The organism is Stenotrophomonas sp. Ste96 (assembly GCF_024519495.1).
GTDB classification, from domain to species: domain Bacteria; phylum Pseudomonadota; class Gammaproteobacteria; order Xanthomonadales; family Xanthomonadaceae; genus Stenotrophomonas; species Stenotrophomonas bentonitica_A.
This window is the reverse complement of record NZ_JALJRX010000003.1, coordinates 68,032-87,487: the sequence shown is the minus strand read 5'-3', so window position 1 is coordinate 87,487 and position 19,456 is coordinate 68,032. Positions and strand designations below refer to the sequence as shown.

At 59.2% G+C, this 19,456-nt stretch carries 18 protein-coding genes; 5 read left to right on the top strand and 13 right to left on the bottom strand.

The features are described 5' to 3' along the window. Nucleotides 1-15 precede the first annotated feature (15 nt). Both OC373_RS09735 and OC373_RS09730 read left to right on the top strand, forming a co-directional pair. Nucleotides 16-999, top strand: coding sequence for a threonine/serine dehydratase (locus OC373_RS09735; protein WP_261997606.1), 984 nt, complete (start codon nucleotides 16-18; stop codon nucleotides 997-999). A gap of 288 nt (nucleotides 1,000-1,287) precedes the next feature. Further along, entirely contained in the window at nucleotides 1,288-2,292 is a 1,005-nt protein-coding gene (locus tag OC373_RS09730; RefSeq protein ID WP_261997605.1) for a hypothetical protein, read from the top strand. Between the two features lie 166 nt (nucleotides 2,293-2,458). Here OC373_RS09730 and OC373_RS09725 read toward each other — a convergent pair whose 3' ends face one another. The 4 genes from OC373_RS09725 to OC373_RS09710 form a co-directional block, all read right to left on the bottom strand. Then, nucleotides 2,459-4,012, bottom strand: coding sequence for an HNH endonuclease (locus OC373_RS09725; RefSeq protein ID WP_261997604.1), 1,554 nt, complete (start codon nucleotides 4,010-4,012; stop codon nucleotides 2,459-2,461). A gap of 322 nt (nucleotides 4,013-4,334) precedes the next feature. Further along, nucleotides 4,335-5,603 (bottom strand): metallophosphoesterase, encoded by a 1,269-nt coding sequence (locus OC373_RS09720; protein ID WP_261997603.1) that lies wholly within the window; start codon nucleotides 5,601-5,603, stop codon nucleotides 4,335-4,337. A gap of 2 nt (nucleotides 5,604-5,605) precedes the next feature. After that, the gene (locus OC373_RS09715) at nucleotides 5,606-6,076 is read right to left on the bottom strand and encodes an NIF family HAD-type phosphatase (RefSeq protein ID WP_261997602.1); all 471 of its coding nucleotides are present in this window, start codon (nucleotides 6,074-6,076) and stop codon (nucleotides 5,606-5,608) included. Nucleotides 6,077-6,170: 94 nt separating this feature from the next. Further along, the gene (locus OC373_RS09710) at nucleotides 6,171-6,683 is read right to left on the bottom strand and encodes a hypothetical protein (protein ID WP_261997601.1); all 513 of its coding nucleotides are present in this window, start codon (nucleotides 6,681-6,683) and stop codon (nucleotides 6,171-6,173) included. A gap of 829 nt (nucleotides 6,684-7,512) precedes the next feature. Between OC373_RS09710 and OC373_RS09705 the strand changes: the two genes are divergently transcribed. Next, nucleotides 7,513-8,358, top strand: a complete 846-nt coding sequence (locus OC373_RS09705; protein WP_261997600.1) for an 8-oxoguanine DNA glycosylase — start codon at nucleotides 7,513-7,515, stop codon at nucleotides 8,356-8,358. Here OC373_RS09705 and OC373_RS09700 read toward each other — a convergent pair. The 5 genes from OC373_RS09700 to OC373_RS09680 form a co-directional block, all read right to left on the bottom strand. Beyond that, on the bottom strand, nucleotides 8,299-8,736 hold the full coding sequence (locus tag OC373_RS09700; protein WP_261997599.1) for a hypothetical protein: 438 nt from the start codon (nucleotides 8,734-8,736) through the stop codon (nucleotides 8,299-8,301). The genes OC373_RS09705 and OC373_RS09700 overlap by 60 nt on opposite strands. A 214-nt stretch (nucleotides 8,737-8,950) precedes the next feature. Further along, nucleotides 8,951-9,556, bottom strand: a complete 606-nt coding sequence (locus OC373_RS09695) for a 7-cyano-7-deazaguanine synthase (RefSeq protein ID WP_261997598.1) — start codon at nucleotides 9,554-9,556, stop codon at nucleotides 8,951-8,953. After that, nucleotides 9,553-10,758, bottom strand: coding sequence for a PfkB family carbohydrate kinase (locus OC373_RS09690; RefSeq protein ID WP_261997597.1), 1,206 nt, complete (start codon nucleotides 10,756-10,758; stop codon nucleotides 9,553-9,555). The genes OC373_RS09695 and OC373_RS09690 overlap by 4 nt, the downstream gene beginning before the upstream one ends. A gap of 29 nt (nucleotides 10,759-10,787) precedes the next feature. After that, nucleotides 10,788-11,108: a hypothetical protein gene (locus OC373_RS09685; RefSeq protein ID WP_261997596.1), complete on the bottom strand. Its 321-nt coding sequence runs from the start codon at nucleotides 11,106-11,108 to the stop codon at nucleotides 10,788-10,790. Between the two features lie 148 nt (nucleotides 11,109-11,256). Further along, the gene (locus tag OC373_RS09680; protein ID WP_261997595.1) at nucleotides 11,257-11,514 is read right to left on the bottom strand and encodes a macro domain-containing protein; all 258 of its coding nucleotides are present in this window, start codon (nucleotides 11,512-11,514) and stop codon (nucleotides 11,257-11,259) included. Nucleotides 11,515-11,525: 11 nt separating this feature from the next. On the opposite strand from OC373_RS09680, the gene OC373_RS09675 reads away from it, so the two are divergent. Further along, the gene (locus tag OC373_RS09675; RefSeq protein WP_261997747.1) at nucleotides 11,526-12,380 is read left to right on the top strand and encodes a serine hydrolase domain-containing protein; all 855 of its coding nucleotides are present in this window, start codon (nucleotides 11,526-11,528) and stop codon (nucleotides 12,378-12,380) included. A 116-nt stretch (nucleotides 12,381-12,496) separates the two neighbouring features. After that, nucleotides 12,497-13,255, top strand: coding sequence for an HNH endonuclease (locus OC373_RS09670; RefSeq protein ID WP_261997594.1), 759 nt, complete (start codon nucleotides 12,497-12,499; stop codon nucleotides 13,253-13,255). 84 nt (nucleotides 13,256-13,339) lie between these two features. Here the strand turns inward: OC373_RS09670 and OC373_RS09665 are convergent, their stop codons facing one another. The 4 genes from OC373_RS09665 to aceE form a co-directional block, all read right to left on the bottom strand. Then, complete coding sequence (locus tag OC373_RS09665) at nucleotides 13,340-14,479, bottom strand: YncE family protein (protein ID WP_261997593.1); 1,140 nt, start codon at nucleotides 14,477-14,479, stop codon at nucleotides 13,340-13,342. A gap of 329 nt (nucleotides 14,480-14,808) precedes the next feature. Beyond that, nucleotides 14,809-15,411: a DUF4326 domain-containing protein gene (locus tag OC373_RS09660; protein WP_261997592.1), complete on the bottom strand. Its 603-nt coding sequence runs from the start codon at nucleotides 15,409-15,411 to the stop codon at nucleotides 14,809-14,811. A 427-nt stretch (nucleotides 15,412-15,838) separates the two neighbouring features. Next, nucleotides 15,839-16,546, bottom strand: coding sequence for a hypothetical protein (locus OC373_RS09655; RefSeq protein ID WP_261997591.1), 708 nt, complete (start codon nucleotides 16,544-16,546; stop codon nucleotides 15,839-15,841). 170 nt (nucleotides 16,547-16,716) lie between these two features. Further along, nucleotides 16,717-19,404, bottom strand: a complete 2,688-nt coding sequence (gene aceE / locus OC373_RS09650) for a pyruvate dehydrogenase (acetyl-transferring), homodimeric type (RefSeq protein ID WP_261997590.1) — start codon at nucleotides 19,402-19,404, stop codon at nucleotides 16,717-16,719. Nucleotides 19,405-19,456: the final 52 nt, after the last annotated feature.

Below are 19,456 nucleotides of genomic sequence, written 5' to 3'. Positions count from 1 at the left end.
ACACATAGTCCAGTCATGACCACTACCCTCGAGTCGTTGAGTTCAGCCATCCGCGAAGCGTCTGCATCTCGCGACCCTCAGATGCAGCGCACGCCGCTCGTACACAGCCCAGCGCTCTCGGACCTGCTGGGCTGTCGCGTGCTACTCAAGCTCGAGCATCTACAAACGACCGGCTCCTTCAAGTACCGGGGGGCTTCCAACAAGGTTCGACTACTCAGCGACGCCGATCGCGGCGCCGGCGTCGTGACTGCATCGTCGGGCAATCATGGCCAGGCACTGGCGCTGGCCGCCCAGAACGCAGGGGTACCGGTTCGGGTGTTTGCATCGAAGGCTGCGTCGCCCACAAAGCTTGCGGCCATCCGTGGCTACGGGGCTGAGCTTGAGCTTGTGGATGGTTCCAGCTACGACGCAGAGCTCGCTGCACTTCGAGCGGCGAAGGAGGCCGGGCTGACCTATGTATCGCCCTACAATGATCTGGACATCATTGCCGGGCAAGGCACCCTCGGCTTGGAGCTCCTGGAGCCCGGTGAGCGCCTCGACGCCGTGTTCCTTTCCGTTGGCGGTGGCGGGCTCGCCGCTGGCGTTGGCACGGCGCTCCACAGTGAATCTCCGACCACCGAGCTTATCGGCTGCTGGCCCGCAAACTCGCCCGCTCTGCTGAGGGCGCTCGAGCTCGGCTATGTCCATGACGTGGCGGAATCGCAAACCCTTTCCGATGGGACTGCTGGTGGCGTCGAAGAAGACGCGATCACGCTCCCCATCTGCAGCAAGGTCATGGGTCGGAAGGTGGCCGTGAGCGAGGCCGAAATTGCAGCCGCCATGCGTACCTTGGCCGACACAGAGCGTTGGATGGTAGAGGGTGCAGCAGGCGTCGCGCTGGCCGGGCTAGCAAATCTGCGTGAGGAAATGCGCGGCAAGACCGTTGCCATCGTGCTCTGTGGCCGCAACATCTCGGCAGCCAAGTTCTCCGAAGTTCTCACGAATGCGGGTTCACTATAGGCCATGCGCTATCCGCTAGCGGCTGTGACAGAGGATAGATCCCTTACACGCGCCCTATATCTGTACACGGCCAGTTGAGGACATACATCAATGCCTATGGACCGGCACGGCCAAGCGATGATGCCAATAGAGCTGTGAGTGAAATCATATCTACAGCAGCTGAAAAGAACGCAGCATGCATTCACGGCACCGCACGTATAGGTGCCACACCCCCCTCGCACCGACTGCATTGGTAGTACGCTCAGTCGCTGATATCATCCGGCCAAACATCCGAAGGAACGGATACCAATGACAGCCCTAGTCCAACTTGCCGCTGCAGCTGAGAGGGCCATCCGCGCCTGTCGTGGCGCCACAAGTCCAGTACACGGCTCGGGGGAAGTAGCCGAAGTAGCGCGGCTGGTACTACAGCTACCCCAGGAGCTCACGCGCGAGTGGTCGAAGCATCTGAGTACGGGCGAGCTGGATGTGATTGGGGTGTTCTCACATAAGACACCGAAGACTTCATGGACCGGCAAGCTGGATCAAAAAACCTATCAACCCGAACTTTGCGATTTACTCCTAGTATTTGATATCGAGAATGCCGGAGATCGCACTAAACGGGCCTTGATGATTCAAGCTAAGGTCGCGGACCCCAAAATGAATCTAGGGGGGTTCATCATCGGGAAAGATGGTGAAGATGTTCAGCGCTATCTGTACGTCCATCTACCACCCTTCACGCTTACTGGTCTAGATTCGGCTCCTGATTATTTCGATATCAGGCCATCAACTGATGGATCCTGCTTGGGAAGCAGGTACGCCGGCATCAAAGTAGTCGCCTCTACGCCAGACTCAGGCTGGTGGCTTGAGAAAAAACAACCTACTGCACCAGAAAATCCCAAGGCGATGTCTGACTACGCAGGCAAATACAACGCCGACATCCCTCTGGGCCAAGCACTCTATGAGATGTTGACAGGGAGTCTTGGCGCCGAGCTTACATCAGGCAGCGAGTGGGAGCGCCTTGTACAACACTTGTTGGACGTTGCGACGAAGCGAGACGATTTGGGCAGGTCCCCGCCGGACGTCAAGGCTGCAGCCGCTGGGAATAAATTGCCTCATTTTTCTAAATCCTCCATCGCTTTATACGACGCACGACAGTTTTTTGAGCACAAGGCTTGTACAGGATATGAAACCCTAGATTTTGTGAAAAGCGCCCCGCCTGATCGCGAAGGAACACCGGGTCTTTCAGAAGAGATGCATCCTGGCTTTGGCATCATCTATGTTCGCTTGATATCCCCCGTCTGGCACGATGATTGATCTTTGCTTCGGCGACTGATCCAGGCTGAAACCCGGTAGTGACAGCCCCAAGCGCCGACCAACGGACGTTGCGCCAATCCATTACCAGCACAACGTCCGCTTCCGGCCGACATCTGACACTCGCTACGCAGCAAGTGGAACTGACGCTCGCCCGTTACCTAGACTTTCAATCAAGCTCCTCCGCTCTATATCGGAGGACAGTGCCATTGCCTTCACAGGTCCCGCAATCGCCGCTGTACTCGTCGCTGTAGTCGATTTGACCACTACCGTCACACGAGGGGCAATCCACGTCGTCATACCGCCTCAAATCAATCCGGTCAGCGTCGCCTCTCGGCATATTGCCTTCGCCTTGACACGCCAGGCATTCTTCCGACTTCCATCGTCCTTTGCCTTTGCACAGCGGACAGTCAACCCCGTCATACTCCCTCAGATCAATCCGATCAGCGATGTGTCTAGGCATCTTGCATTCGCCGCGACACGCAGGGCAATCATTATTTCCCCATTGTCCAACGCCATCGCAGACAGGACATTCAACTTCTTCATACGCACTCACATCAACCCGATCAGCCATGTGCTTAGGCATCTTGCAATCACCGCAACACTCGGGACAATCATCCCCCTTCCACTGTCCTTTGCCTTTGCACAAAGGACAGTCAACTTCGTCGAAATCTGCTAAGTCCACCCGCTCCGCGAAGCGCCTCTCCATCTTCCGGTCACCATGGCAAACCGGGCAGTATTCCTCCTGGTACAGACCATCTCCCTTGCAGAGCGGACAATCGACAAGCGTGTAGGGCTCAAGGTCAATATTGTCAGCCCATGCGGAATCGACTTGCTGTTCCCCGTAGCAAACTGGACAATCTGACGCGCCATGAGTGCCGCGCCCCTCACAGAGCGGGCAATCAACAAACCCGGCAGCCGCACGGAATTCCTCGTCATCCGCCAACGCCGCGGCAGAGTTCAATCGAGCATTCAACGTGGTGTTCCCAACAGAACGCTCGAGCTTTTCCCAAAGTTCTTCAGGAGTACTGGTGTCTTTCTGACTGCCGCGCTTCCGCTGGCCCTCAGCGGTGCTCGCCCTCAACCTCTCTACCGCATCGTCTGCGAGTTTATTGTAGGAGTCCAACTGACCTTCGGTCGCTTTGCCATCAATCGCTTCAATCTCCTTCTTCAAGCGCTGACACAGCTGCGCGAGGGCGAAGCACTCCGAGATTGAGTCCACATGCGACCCCCACTTCGTACGAGTGATATACAGCAGTGTCTTCTTAAAGCCAGCGACGAACTCCTGCACTTTTTCAGCAGGCCCTAGGACACCCGTCTTATCAAACTTGGTATGGTGGTTTGCGCACAAATTAATAAGGTTATGGGGATGGTTGCACTTGCCTAATGCCACAGGTTCAATGTGCGCGATTTCGCAAGTGTCCCGGTGAGAGTGACAGACCGCGCACTGGAGAAAGGTCTCGCTTTTAACCTCATCTTTAATCGCTTTAGGGATGTGCGGGCGCTTTCCAGGGGCAGACGGCCATGGTTTGCGCAAGTACTCATCAAACTCGAGGAGTTCCTTACGCGAGTAGGCGAGGTGATTACCCACCTTCTTCACGGACAGCTTCTTGGACTCTCCCGTTTTAGGCGCACTTTTGGTGAATGATTGCAAAAGCTCAGGAGACATTTGAACCAAGGCAGCGGCTCCGAACTCTTCAATATCGTCGTCTTTCGTCGTCACCTTCTTTCGGCCTCGCTATCTAGTTGTGTACGCAGATAATTTGTTAGTCAATGCTACACCAGGCATCAACTCTCACCTCCGCTTACGCGATATGAAATAGTCGTTTCATTCGGTGCGTATCCCTGTAGGCGCTTTCGGGCGGCCGGATCGAGACAGATGATCCCAGCTTTGGTTCGAGAGCCGACGCTAGAAGTCGTGGTCGCGCTAGCAAGCATCCTGGGTCGGCTGATACCTGGGTTCGGTAGAGCGGGCAGATACCGACCATTGGCGCGAGAGCACACAGGCTGAGTCGCCCATATGAGGCCCCTCACCGAACGGTCTCTCAGACCTCTTTCCCGAATTCGACCAGGGCAGCCCGTAGTACGCGCGCGGGATCGATAGCCAGAATTTCGGCTGGCTGCGCGCCGTCGAGGAGCGCGTGCGGCGACAAGAACCACTCGACCTCAGACCAGCCAGTCGTGCGGCGCAGACCATCCGGCTCGCGTGGAATGGCCCCACGGTTGCGCAGCACCGTCAGCAGATCCGCCAAGCAGTCGACGGGCCGCCCGTCGGGACGGAATTGCCAGGTCGGATAGCGGTAGCTGGGAACGGGATCTGCGATGTACACCCCCAGGAGCTGTCCTGCACGCCGCAACTGGCTTGCAAATTGGCCGGTGCCGTCTGGCTGCGAACTGAGTCTCTCCCCAACTTGCGCGGCACTGGGCCACCGCGCAGCCAGCACTTCGCGATGGGCGGCAGCATCAAGAAGAACTCTCTGGGCAGGAGTAACCGGGCACAGGTCCACTACCAAGTTCGGATCGAACCTGCCGTTCTCGATGAACCAGCGTCCGTCATCGTTACGTAGAGGGTAGCCCAGAGGGTTGCACACCACTCTGGCGTTGCCCAACGTGTAGTCCATCGAATCGTGGATGTGACCATGCACCCACAGGTCCGACTTGACGACCAAGGAGTCCAGGTTTGAGGCATACGCGGCCGATAGGAGCTGGTCTTTGTATCTGCCAGGGATTGATTGTGCAGACGGCCCCATGTGCGTCACCACAACCGTCGAGCCACTGAAGGGCTTCGCCAGCCGTGCCTCCAGCCACGTGCGGTCCTCCCAATGCCACTGAGCAACATCTAAAGGTCTGATCTTGCGATAGCCGGCGCTAGCAAGCCTGATCTTGCGGTAGTCGTTCATGCCAGCGGCGGCCGCCTGCATAGCCTCTTGGGGCCCCTCGGGGCTCAGCAACTGAAAATCGGTCCACAACGTTGCTCCCAAGAAGCGGACGTTGCCGATGACCAGCTCCCTCTTGTCCAGGAAGTGAATGTGACCGGTGGCGGAGCATGCCTCGGCTATTCGACCTTTCAGCGTGTCCAACTTCTGTCCGTAGGCCTCGTGATTTCCATGTACATAGATCACGGGGAGACTCGGAAAGGTTTGATCAGCCCACGCCACAGCCCGATCGGCCACGTCTATGTCGCCGGCCAGGACCACTACATCTGGCTGGCTGACAGCGAGGTCCGGCTGCGTGGTGGCCAGGAGCTCCTTCGCCTGCCTTGGAGCGTCACGCCATGCCTCATGGTGAAGGTCGGACAGAATCAAGATGCGCATGGCTACGCCCCATCACGCCCAGCCACCGTCCGTACGCCGCCATCCACCGTTGCAAGCCGATCAAGCAGTCGTTGGAGCGCTAAGCTGAGACCATCATCAGTTGGTGAGTACGGAGATCCGAACAGCGGTATCTGGACCCAGAGGCCTTCCTGTCCGGGATGGACGTAGGGCCCGTGATCATCAAGCAGTAGCGCATCGCCCATATGCGACGAAGCAAGGCGCAGATCTTTCGTCTTTCCCGACCAGCTGATGTAGGGCAATGCCGCGAACCAAGCCGGCGCGCTGCCTTCTTCAACCAACAACGTAGCGATGCTGCGAAAGCGCTGCTCAGGCACTGTCGTGAACATCATCAACTGATCAAAGAGTGCGTGGATGTCCTGGAGAAACGAGTAGAGCCCCGGCCGGGGAATCTGGCTGATTGCATTGGAGATGAGCGTCCCCTCAAGGTCCAGTGCCAAGATGGTCGGCTTCATAGGCTGCCTCTGCCTTAGGTGCGTGCGCTCACCATGCGCCCTTGCCGGATCGCTGTCTATCGCGTGAGCCTACTGGTACGCCTAGGCCGTGAGCCTACTGGTACGGACGCGAAAGCGTCGCCCCAGGCGCCGCCAGTGGAGCAAGAAGCTTGCGGGCACTATTGCTCGCCTGTTCTAGCCTTTTAGCCTGCTGCAACTGAACGACGATCCGGGCGCGGTTGCGGGTGACCCAAAGCTCGAGCCCTCTCCTTCCCGTCTCAAGGGTGGTGCATAGCCGGGTCGGTCGCTGCCCGTGCGGATAGTCCAGGTGCAAGGCAAGCAACGCATTGAGCGGCTCATTGGGTCCATCCTGGTGAATGGCCGCAATCCACTGCTCGCCGTAACAAACTACCGTCTTGGCTTTGGCATGTTTTGCCGGCCTGATCCACCTAAAGCCTTGGGGTAAGCCGGCCAACTCAGGGAGCGTCGGCAGGCTCAGGTTCGCACCAAGTTCTATCGCTGCCACTTCGGGAGACTGACCTGGAAGCAAGACAGCAGCCGCGCAGGACTGGGCATAGCTTCTCCCCTGCTCAGGGCTGTCGGCATAGACCTCTCGGGACTCCCACATCTTTCCCAAGTCCAGCCATACCCTCGCCGCACCTGGCACCCGCTTGACCGTAGCAACGTCCCGGCCATTCCAGCGCAAGGCCCAGCAATCACCGCGATGAATCCATCCGGAGTGAGGGCAAGCCCGTTGGTTGGGGTCGTGGGAATTGGCTACGTTCGACATGCAGGCAGAATACGTTTGGCGATCTCACAGAACGCGACCGGCCGAGGTATCAAGCGCCTGCGCCATTCCGACCATGCCTGGTACCGAGCCTGCCGACTGCACCCCTCGCCGCTTGCCTGGTGGCGTAGACGGCTGAGACCAGCACCCGTACTACGGCGAGGTCCGCTGCCGATAGTCGGCCATCAATGGAGCCAGACTGCGAAGCACGGCCTTCATGTGCGCTGCTGCCAGCGTGCTGTCCCCAATCAGCTGACGCATTAGCAAAGTGACCTCTAGAGCCGGATCACCCACAACCTCCGGTTCTTCCGCACTCAAAAGCGCATAACGGCATAGCTTTTCCATGTCCGGCGTAAGGCGCTTTCGTGCGCCCTGCAGTGCGCGACTGATCTGCGGCTGTGGGACACCAGTGAACGCTGAAACCTCCACTTGACTGTGCCCAAGCGCAATCATGCGAGCCCCCAGGGCCGCTGGAAGAAAGCGCATTAAGGGATGAAAGCTCTGGGGTTTTTTAGGCATATACGCATACTTTATGGTATAAGATGCATAAAAGGAAAGCGGACTCCCACGAAACGGGAACGCGCCCTACACGCCCTGCCAGTCCGATCAGGTGTAAACCCAGCTTGTCCGGAGTTGCAGATGCAACGCTCGGCGACCAAAGAGGCTCCCCATGCAGCGCGCCTGCGTAATGCTCGAATCCATGACGGTGAACGTTGAACTGCCCTCCGCAGAGTCGGAGGTAGTTGCCGGGGTGCCGTGGGGCGCCGTCGAAGCGTTTCCCACTCCGGCGTACTGGGCATACCAGGTCATGGCCAGGCGCATCGAGGCGCGCTCGATCAAGTACAAGCTGGGCAAGACGCTTCGCGAGGAAGTGGGCGCGTGCCTTCTGGGCGGTCACGGGATCCCTGCGAGCATTGGATTGCTGGCTTACAACCACCTCAAGTCGAAGGGCGCCTTTGAGGCTGATGCGCCGGACGAGGAGGATCTGCTTCAGTGGCTCTCCGAGCCGATGGAGCACGAAGGCCGCCTGGTGCGGTATCGCTTTGCCGGCCAGAAGGCACGCTATCTGGCAGCAGCAATGCGCAAGCTCTCCCAAGAGCCTTCTCCGGATCAGTCAGGTCGCGCGCTACGCGACTGGCTGACCTCTGTCCCTGGGATCGGATACAAGACAGCCTCCTGGATTGCGCGCAACTGGCTGGATGCAGACGATGTCGCGATTCTGGACATCCATATCCTGCGCGCCGGCGTTCTTGCCGGGTTCCTGGATTCAGAGCTGACAGTGGAGCGGAACTACCTTCAGCTCGAGGACCAGTTCCTGAAGTTCAGCGTTGGCTTGGGCGTGAGGGCGTCCGAACTCGATGCCGTCATTTGGCTGGACATGATGGCCTCCCCCCTGACAGTCGGCGCCACACTCAGCGCGCTGCCGGAAAGCAAGTTCAAGGCCAAGCACGCGCCCTCACGGCCGCGCTCCCAGCGCCGCCAGCCCCACTCCAACCAGATGGCACTGCTCGGATAGCCGCCCCACCCACGGGTCACCAGTGATCCCAAGAAGGCAGTAGTTCAACGCCAAGGCCTCCGCGGCAATGGCCAGAGCCCCTTGCATGACACCCGCATCGCGCCATACCAGACTGCAGGGATTCTCATACTTGGCGGCGGTCATTGCCGGCTCCGCCACGAACAAGAGCAGCGAGCCTGGCTCGGTCCGAATCACCTGACCTGCCTCTTCGCACAGTCCGTGCAGGACGGTGGACGCATGGCCCAAGACATCCAGGGCATGGGTCATGGAGTTGTAGCGTGCCCATTGCCCACCCTCCAGCGGAAGCTGCACCAGCAGGTGCACCGGATGGATAGCGCCTGCAGAGGGGACCGGCCGCTGCTGCAGGGAGAACCCCATTGGCGACTCGGCAGTGCGCTGGCAACGCACGGTGTGCCATAGCAGCGTGCTCAGCGCGTGCATATCGATGGGCGCAAAGTCTCTACGACTTCGGCGCTGCAGGAGTGCCTCTGGCCATTGACTCACTACGTCCGAGGCGGCCGGCAGTGCGATCGAGCGCACTACCGGCCACTGCCAAGGCGCATATGCCTCAGGGTCCTGACGAGGGACCGGATTACCCAGCGTCGCCCACATATCCTTCGAGCTCGTGCCATACCTGGAAGTACTTGTTGCAGCCGCGGCAGTTACCGCAGGCGACAGACGCTTTGTGGCAGCTGTGAGCCCAGGACAGCAGATCACGAGGTATCCCCGATGTGCGCACCAGATCGCTGGTTTGCAGTTGGATCGCCGGGGCCTCAACCACCATGCCGCCCTCCTGACTTTGCATCAGCTTGCTGATCAGGTCGACGAAACCCGGCGTGCCATCCTGATGGCTACCATCTGAAGCAACGGTACCGACCCAAAGTCTCTGCGCGCCCAGGGCGATCGCCTTCATACCAACCAGAGTAAGCAGCAGCTGGTTTCGGTAGGGCCACCAGTCACTGGCAGGCGCGTGGACGTCCGGGGTAGACCCTGCCATGTCCCCAGAACCCAGCTCACGACCGTCAAACCGAATGACGTAGTGCGGGATCTGCAGTCGCTCGCTCACGGCGCTGGCCGCCACCACTTCCGCAGCCGCGGCGAGTTGCCCATAGTCCACGGTGAACGCCATATCCGGACGCTTCCACCAGGCCAGAGCGATCGAGTCCATCCCGCCAGACAGTAGGAGGGCACTCTTCATACGCAAACACCATTCCAAGCGGTCTGATAGATGGCACTGACGAAGTCGTCGCGCAGGAAGCAGTCGGTACCCTCCATCATCTTCAGGTCCTCAGGCGACACGTTCTCGGCATACATCACCACCGGGATCCCCCGAGATCGCGCGTAACCCACCTCGAAGATCGTGCCTGAGTCCAGCCCATCTGCGATGGCGAGCATGACCTGGCTCCAGTGGATGCCCTCAATATCCTTCCCCACCACCATCTCGGCTGGGCCAGGGCCCACGTCGTGGTAGGGGGAGAACACGTCCAGGCCCATGTCGAGGAGGCAGTTGCGGGCCTGCTCGACCACCCAGAGCTGTCCAAGGGTGAAGAAGGGCCCGGCCAAGTAAACGGTAGGCACCTGCCCCTGCAGGTAGGTGTCCGATAGCCGCAGCGGCGCCGGAGCGAAGGCATCTAGCTCCCCAACATCAGGATACCTGCGATGCTGAGCATAGAAGGCTGCCGAACGCGATGCCCGGTCCGCAGCCTCAAAGGGCGAGCGGCGCTCTTCCATCCAGGCGTATGCAAAGTTGGCCGCAAACTGATCCCCGCTACCGATCTTCCATACCCGAGAGGTGGCATAGGCCGGAACACACTCAGTGCCGCCCTCGTGGTGCACCAAGGCCCCCTTCGGCCCCATCTTCAACACCACCACTTCTGCGCCGTGCTGCGAAGCCAGCTCGGCAGCCATCTGCTCGGGTGTCAAATCGAACCGTCGGAGCAAGCCCCTTGCCTCGGTCAGATTCAGCACAAGTGCCAGGTGCTGGGCCTTTGAGCCATTAGCGCCAAAAGCTTCAGTCCCGGTAACGTTCTGTGGATCGAATACGGCGTACTCGGCGTCGACTATGGCCGTGCTCTCCAACATGCCAAAGCGAAGCACGTGATCAGCCTTAACACTAAGCGGCGACTGCCGCTCTGGATGCTCGATCCACGGCACCGACAATCCGTGGCTGTAGTGGAAAGCGGCAGACCGTGGCAACGGCGTAATCGATAGGCCAAAGCCCTCATCTGCTGCACGACACTCCAAAATCGGCTGGAGGCCAGCATCGAGATAACCGTGCAACGTCACCTGTCCACCCAGACGTGCCACCGCTGACGCTGCACGTCCGGCCGAGCCATACACTTCGTCCCATTGCGGGCGCAAACACACCTCGCGGTAAATACCACCGACGATGGTCAACATCCATTTATCCCCTGTCGTTGCCTAGCGTCTCAAGGCGAGATGCGTATGGTTACGTGGCCGCCATCCTTGCTCAGCACCGTGGCCTGGTACTGGGTTCCCTGCCGCATACACTCGAGCAAGCGGGACATCTTGGGTGAGGTAATACCTCCGGCCACCTGATTGCCGTGCTTGATCACCACTACCTGCGCAGCCAATTGCTGCTCGATGGCCACCGACAAGACATCACCGACGTTGATTCCAGCCACGACTGCGGGCTTAGGGGAACTCAACTGCGTCTCAAAAGAGAGACGGTCACAGGCAATCTCCTGAACCCCACCGCCCCCAAAATTACCACCACCAGATCCAGACATTTCCGTCTCCTATCCCTAGTGAACGAGGCTTGAGAGCGCCTCGGAAGAGTTCCCGCACAGGCAATGCTTGAGTCAACCACCAACTGCTGTTAGTCACGACACCGACATACGCACAGGCAAAGGCCGTCAGAGCAGCGACGGCTGCACTCTACAACCCGTGGGTTGCAGCCTCAATCTCGGCAAAGTTGATCCGATCTATCAGGTCAGGCGCCACGATGACGGAGAGTATGGCTGGATGCGCCACACGAGTTTCGCTGACCCGGTAGGTCCACAGCATGATCTTCAACAGCTCGTGAGGCGAAATGCCCCGGTGCTGGGAGATATGAGTTATGCCTGATCCCATGATCGTGGTTGACACGTTCTCTCCCGCATAGACGCTGTGCAGGTTTGCCCAGAAGTTGATCATGAACTCAGCCGCTGGACACACTCGCACGCAGGCAGGTCTTCGAGCCACTGCATATGCAGCGCAGTCGTTTCACCGATCCGCCGGCCACCACCGACAACATTGCCAAAGCGCATGACAGCGACGGCAAGCCCACCGCCCTGCCACGCGGCTGGCAATCCTTCCCCGAACAGGGCGCCTCGGGCCTGTGGACCAGCGCCAACGACCTGGCGGCGTTCGTCGCCGCCCTGACCGCCAGCTACCGCGGCCAAGGCAAGTTCCTGCCGCACCCCTTTGCGATCGACATGATGACCGAGGTCTCGCCGAGCTGGCACGGCCTTGGCCCGCGTCTGGACGGTGCCGGGCAGGCCCGGATCTTCCACCATGGTGGCTCCAACGACAGCTACCGGGCGTGGATCGAGGGATATCTGGAGACGGGTGACGGCTTCGTCATTCTTACCAACGGCGAGAACGGTGCTGCGCTGGCGAAGGAGATCCGCAATGCACTGTCGGATGCGATCGGGCGTGGGGTGAATCCTGCCGTGCGCACGGTTGCGCTGGACCTTCGTGAACCGCGATATGCGGACTATGCCGGGGTCTTCGAACAGGATGAAAACGTGCCGATGGCGCAGCGCCGCGCGTTGGCGGACATCTTCGACATCCCGACGCTGGAGGTGAAGGTGGCTGATGGGGAGGTGCGCGTGGGTGTGGCGGGGACGAAACGCGATGGGCGCGTGCTGCCAGTGTCGCCGAATCGTTTTGTGTCACCGGATATCGATGGGCTGGAGATTGAGTTCCATCGGGATGCGTTCGGGAACGTGGAGGCGTTGAGTCTGGTGCTTGGGGAGGCGCGGGGGTATTACGTGCGGCGGAAGCTAGCAACGCAGTAGCCACCGGATCGACTCCTATCTGTCAGGGCAATCGCAACCACTCCATTCATTGACCACATAAATTGCGATACGCTGGCTCTATCGAATCAAAGATTCGCATTGGAGTTGGTGACGCCATGGTGGAGCACTGGACAGACAGTGAGCTGGAAGCAGCAGTGGATGCTTACCTCGTTATGTTGACCGATGAATTGAATGGCCGCCGCGTCGTCAAGGCACACATCTATCGCGAGCTGTCTGAGAAAGTCGGGAGGAACGCTAAGTCGTGGGAGTTCCGCATGCAGAACATTTCCTACGTTCTGGATGGTCTGGGCCTGCGATGGGTTGACGGACTGAAGCCGGCCAGGAATGTGGGAAATGACGTTGCGGCGCGTTTGATCAAGCTAATCGACGTACGTCGATTTCCGCCACAGGTGAACACGCCCACCCTGGATCAGGTAACTCAAGACGCAGAGACACAGGGCGCGTTTGATCCAGGAGGCGCTTCAGATCAGCGTAGGCGCGTGCTCGCGAGCATTGTCCGCCGACGCGGTCAGCCTGCATTTCGTGCTGCGTTGATCAAGGCATATACCGGACGCTGTGCCGTCACAGGGTGTGACGTACTGGATGCACTCGAAGCCGCGCACATCTTTCCGTACTTGGATGGCGAGACAAACGCAGTAAGCAATGGGCTACTACTCAGGGCAGACATCCATACACTGTTCGACCTTCGTCTGATTGCCGTTGACCCTGATGCGCGCACGGTTCTAATCGCCCCTAGCTTGCGCGCCTCAACCTATGCGTCGCTGGAGGGTGTTTCGCTGGCGACTCCAGCAGCAGCCGTTGACCGTGTTAGCCCGCACGCGCTGATTTATCACCGAGCGAAGTGCGATTGGTAATCGACCAATCAATGGTCCGAAGGTGAAGATCCGCAGACGCCGCCCGGTGAAATCCTCACCGGGCGGGCATCTCGCAGTCTCTTGTTACAGCGCAATGCGGGCAACAGACTCTTCGCTGCCCTTCGGCTCGCTGTCACCGTTCTTGACGGTCACGTACAGCACGTTCTTCTTGGCATCCAGCGCCAAGCTGTTCGGGTGCGTCGGCACCGCGTAGGTCGCTACCTGCTTGTAGGTGTCGCTGTTGTATGCGGTCACCGTGCCGCCATCGCGGTTGGTCACGTACAGGCGCTTGCGTGGTGCATCCAGCAGGATGCCCAGCGGGCCGGCATCGGTCGGAATGCTGGCCAGTTCCTTGCCGGTGGTGCGGTCCAGCACCAGCACACGCTGGCCCGGATGCTTCGATTCGAAGCCCGAGCTGCTGGCCTGGTACTTGCGGATCATCTCCGAGCCCTGGTCGGTCACGAACAGGCGCTTGCCGGCCGGATCCAGCGAGATGTTCATCGGCTGCTCGGCACTGACCTTGAAGCGCTGCTCGACCTTGCCGCTGTCGGTGCCGACGGTGACGAGCTCGGCCAGCAGGTTGGAGGTGTAGACGCGCTTGGCCTTGGCATCCAGCGCCAGACCCGGTGCCTTGGCGTTGCCCAGGCCCGGAATGGTGTTGATGACCTTCAGCGACTGCGTATCCACCACGAACAGCACGCTGCCCTCGCCCGAGTGCCCGGTGACGTACAGGCGGTTGTTGGCGCCATCGACGACCAGCTCGCGCAGATCGTGGGTGTAGGCGGCCTTGCCGTCCTTGCCGACCTTCTTTTCCATCAGCTGCACGATGCCGACCGACTTGTTGGTGGCGGTGTCGACCACGGTGACCGAGGTATCGACGGTGTTACCGACGTACAGGCGGTTGTTGGCGTCGTCCAGCACCACGCCGAACGCCTTGCGCTCCAGCGGGATGGTGGTTTCGACGGCCAGAGTTTCCGGGTTCAGGCGCAGGACCTGGGACGGACGGGCGGCATCACCGAAGCCGCCCGAGGAGGCAACGAACACGGCGCTCTGCTTGGGGCTGAAAGCCAGCTCATAGACACCTTGGGCAACCGCTTTGCGCTGGACGGCGACGGTGCTGGCCGACGCGGTGGCCTGGTCAGCTGCGAAGGCAGACGGCGCGCCAAGACTCAGGGAGATGGCGAAGGACAGAGCGGCAGAGCGGATTACGGAATTGCGGTACATGCGAGCTTCCTTGTGAAAGGCTAGGAGAGAATTTCCTTGGCTCGCGTGGCCGCTGATAGCGGCCAGCCACACAATCGGGAGAAGGGGGCAGGCTGGCTTGTTCGAGACATCTTAACAGGAGCCGCTTGGAGGCATTGGTAACGACTATGGCACGCCGTGACTCGATTGGATTCGCCTTGATCCTTCGCAGATGAGGGGGAGGGCCGAATCGCTAGCGCTGGCGCAGCGCACCTTCCGTTACCACTGTCCTTGTACCCCACTGCCTATAGGTGATCTATCCAATGTAATGGCAAAGAGCAAAAGCGTGAAGCCATCCGTACGGATCAAAACTAATCTTCATCTTGAAGGGAGTTCAGGTATTCCGCAATCACGTCACCATGACAAGCCTCGGGCTTGCAGTGACATCCGAGGACGAGGCCACGCAGAGTTTTGATATCGCGATTCCCCTGAGGATCGTTCACGAACTTCTTCAAAAAGTACTCGCGATAAGCAGATATGACCTGCTTACGATCCATTCCATTCTCGCCAATCGCAAATGGATTTCCCCAAGGAGTCCCCCTCCCAATATATATGTCATATTCAGCCCCCTTATCCTTGTTGACCACGCGGGTTGTCTCGACAAAAACTGTTTTCACTGGCTTTCCGGAAACGTTTGAGATGTGAACGAAATCCGAAAGCGAAGCTCCATCCCAAAAATAGACGAAGTGAGACGCCTTGGAAACAAGGCGCCTCTTTTCTCGCAATGTCATATAGGGCGACAGGGAATCTTGTTCACGCCCCATAAAATACCCAGCCAAAATCCCGGACGTATCGTTGAGCAAGATAACGTCAACGTCCGGTATCCTAGCAAGATACAAATCCAACTTTTCGCGCACCAGAGCCTCGTCTCTGAAGCCATCTGAAACGCCAACTAGAACAAACGACTCATTCACAGGTGAATTATCTCAACCTCTTCCCTTGAAGTGGAACGCAAGAACTCCGCGGCGATTCGGCGGTGACATTTGTGAGGCAAGTACTCACTACAAAGAAAGCAAGATCCATCTAGAGAGCTTAAATCAATCTGAGATGCGCCCCTTGCATCGATCAACGACCCATAGCCATTCGCATAGCTATCCCAACTAATTCTCTTGCTTTTGTAAGCATCAAGCAGCTCGGAAGTTGGCGCGAACATTTCTTCAGCTTCATATCCAATCCCACATAAACTATTGAGGAAATATGGGAGGTCGGGAACTTTCGCAAACGCAGAAAGCTGAGAATTTGAACGCAACCGAACGTCGACCACCTTAGACACTCCGGCCGCCGCAAGAGTTTCAAAAAAATCCTGCGCTGTGCGCTTAGTAAAGCCGATGGTATATATTCTCAAGGAGCATAGCCTCTGATTTTATCAAGTCTGTCCGGGAATGAGTAAATTCCGTTAACCTGCATCCAGTATCCATTTCGACCATCCTGAGACTGATGCGCGCGACTAACTCCCAGACGCAGATAAATTTCATGAGATTCCTTGAAGTGCGAATTAACCTCATCAACTGGATTCATCGAACTCGCGTCAACACCCTTCAAGTACTGATGAAAACCCAAATCTGTGATTGGAATGTACCTATAACTTACACCCGAAGAATCCCTAAAGTGGACCTTGTAATTTTCGAACCTATCCTTTTCGACTTTAAAGCAATCAGGACCCACCTTGACAGTAATAATCGACCGCTCCGCCTTAGTATCGATGGGAAGAAGTTTAATGCCGTCGAAATCTGATCCAAAGCCCTCTTTCACGCTATTCGAAATAGAGCGCTGTAGTACCGCTCGAAAATCGCTTGCACTAACGGCGCCGGTCAACTGAAGCGTTCCGTATGAGCAATCTTCGCGATGAGGCTTCCCGGCGATCGCAGCCGGGGTGAAATCACCCTCTATCACCGCTCCCGGGATAACACCGTACTTCCGCATCTGTTCAAAGGTGAAATACGGTATGGGCCTAACGCATTGCCCGGAATCTTCACTAATAAGTGCAGTACAGACCTCCGCCTTACCTTCTTTAAAGCGAGTTAAATCGGTAACAATGTACTTGCCCATTCCTTGGCCCCCTGTGCCGTGAGTTGTACACCAAGTCCGTCGCGCACCTGCGCGAGGGACTGAGGTTAGGATGCACAAAATATTGGCTCCAGGGAAGAACCACCTCTTCTGCAAGAAAAAAGGGGAGGACAATGAATGCCCCCCCCTTCGTCTTGCTTCACAACTTTCGGTCAAACTCCGACAGGATTAGCCTTCTCAGGATCAATCTTGTACTGCTTGATCGCCCTGGCCACATCCTTCGCGGTCATCTTCCCTTCCTTCGCCAGCGCCGCAATCGCGGCATGCGCGATGTAGTACCGGTCAACCTCGAAGAAGCGACGCAGGTTGGCACGCGTATCCGAACGACCAAAGCCATCGGTACCCAGCACCGTGTACGACATCGGCACGAACGAGCGGATCTGGTCCGCGTACGCACGCACGTAGTCGGTGGCGGCAATCGCCGGGCCCTGGCGGCCTTCCAGCAGCTCGGTCACGAACGCCTTGCGCTGCTCGCCTTCCGGGTGGAAGCGGTTGTAACGCTCCACGTCGAAGCCGTCGCGGCGCAGTTCGTTGAAGCTCGGGCAGCTCCAGATGTCGGCGGTCACGCCGAAGTCCTTGTCCAGCAGCTCGGCCGCAGCAATGGCTTCGCGCAGGATGGTGCCCGACCCCAGCAGCTGCACGCGCAGCTCGCCCTTCTTCGGCTTGCCGGCGTCGGTGAGCAGGTACATGCCCTTGACGATGCCGTCGGCCGCGCCTTCCGGCATTTCCGGGTGGGTGTAGTTTTCGTTCATCAGGGTGATGTAGTAGTACTCATCAATCTGATCTTCCATCATGGCCTTGGTGCCGTGCTGCAGGATCACCGTCACTTCGAAGCCGAAGGTCGGGTCATAGCTGCGCACGTTCGGAATGCCACCGGCCACGATATGGCTGAAGCCATCTTCGTGCTGCAGGCCTTCACCGTTCAGCGTGGTGCGGCCGGCGGTGCCGCCCAGCAGGAAGCCACGGGTACGCATGTCGGCGGCCTGCCAGGCAAGGTCGCCCACGCGCTGGAAGCCGAACATGCTGTAGTAGATGTAGAACGGCAGCATCGGCACGTTGCTCACCGAGTAGCTGGTGCCGGCGGCCATCCACGAGGCGATGGCGCCCGGCTCGCTGATGCCCTGCTGCAGCACCTGGCCGCTCTGGTCTTCGCGGTAGAACATGAGCTGGTCGGCATCGACCGGCTTGTACTTCTGGCCGAACGGCGCGTAGATGCCGATCTGGCGGAACAGGCCTTCCATGCCGAAGGTACGGGCTTCGTCGGCCACGATCGGCACGATGTGCGGGCCCAGTTCCTTGTCGCGCAGGGTGATGTTCAGGCTCTGCACGAAGGCCATGGTGGTGGAGTAGCTGCGCTCGCCGCTGCTCTTGAGCAGGCGCTCGTAGCTTTCCAGCTTGGGCGCGTTGAAGCTCTTTTCGGCCTTGCGGCGGCGCTGCGGCAGGTAGCCACCCAGGGCGGCGCGGCGTTCCTGCAGGTACTTCACTTCCGGCGAATCCGGGCCCGGGTGGTAGAACGGCACCTGGCCGTCGGCCAGCTGGGCGTCGGTCACCGGGATGTTGAAGCGGTCGCGGAAGTGGCGAACGGCGTCGTCATCCAGCTTCTTGGTCTGGTGGGTCGGGTTGAGTGCTTCACCCGCGCTGCCCATGCCGTAGCCCTTGACCGTCTTGGCCAGGATCACGGTCGGCATGCCCTTGGTGTTCACCGCTTCGTGGTAAGCGGCATACACCTTGTGCGGGTCGTGGCCGCCACGGTTGAGGCGCCAGATGTCATCGTCGCTCAGGCCGGCGACCATCGCAGCGGTTTCCGGGTACTTGCCGAAGAAATGCTCGCGGGTATATGCGCCGCCGAAGGCCTTGCAGTTCTGGTATTCGCCGTCGACGGTTTCCATCATCAGCTTGCGCAGGACGCCGTTGGTGTCCTTGGCCAGCAGGGCATCCCAGTAACCGCCCCACAGCAGCTTGATGACATTCCAGCCGCCGCCACGGAAGACGCCTTCCAGTTCCTGGATGATCTTGCCGTTGCCACGCACCGGGCCGTCGAGGCGCTGCAGGTTGCAGTTGACCACGAAGATCAGGTTGTCCAGGCCTTCGCGGCCGGCCAGCGCGATCGCGCCGAGGGTTTCCGGCTCATCGCTCTCGCCGTCGCCGATGAAGCACCACACCTTGCGATCGGACTTCTCGATCAGGCCACGGTTTTCCAGGTAGCGCAGGAACTGCGCCTGGTAGATCGCGGCCAGCGGGCCCAGGCCCATCGAGACGGTGGGGGTCTGCCAGTAATCGGGCATCAGCCACGGATGCGGGTAGCTGGAGAGGCCACCGCCGTCCACTTCCATGCGGAACTTGTCCAGCTGGGCTTCGTCGATGCGGCCTTCCAGGAAGGAACGCGCATAGATGCCCGGGGCGCTGTGGCCCTGGATGAAGAGCAGGTCGCCGGGGTGGTTGTCGCTCGGGGCGCGCCAGAAGTGGTTGAAGCCCACGTCATACAGCGTGGCGCCGGAGGCGAAGGAGGCGATGTGGCCACCCAGGTCGCCCGGCTTGCGGTTGGCGCGCACGACGGTCGCCATCGCGTTCCAGCGGATGATGGAACGAATGCGCCATTCCAGTTCGGCGTTGCCCGGGCTCTTGGCCTCCAGGGTCGGCGCGATGGTGTTCACGTACTCGGTGGTGGGAGAGAACGGCAGGTACGCGCCCGAACGACGGGTCAGTTCCACCATGCCTTCCAACAGCTGATGCGCGCGCTCGGGGCCCTCGACATCAATAACGGCCTTCAGCGACTCGATCCATTCCTGGGTTTCCACAGGATTCGGGTCGTTGTTCAGCACCTCGTTCAACCAGTTCATTTGCGCTCCCATGACCGCACGCACGCGCGCGACTGTTTTAGATTTCTAGCCG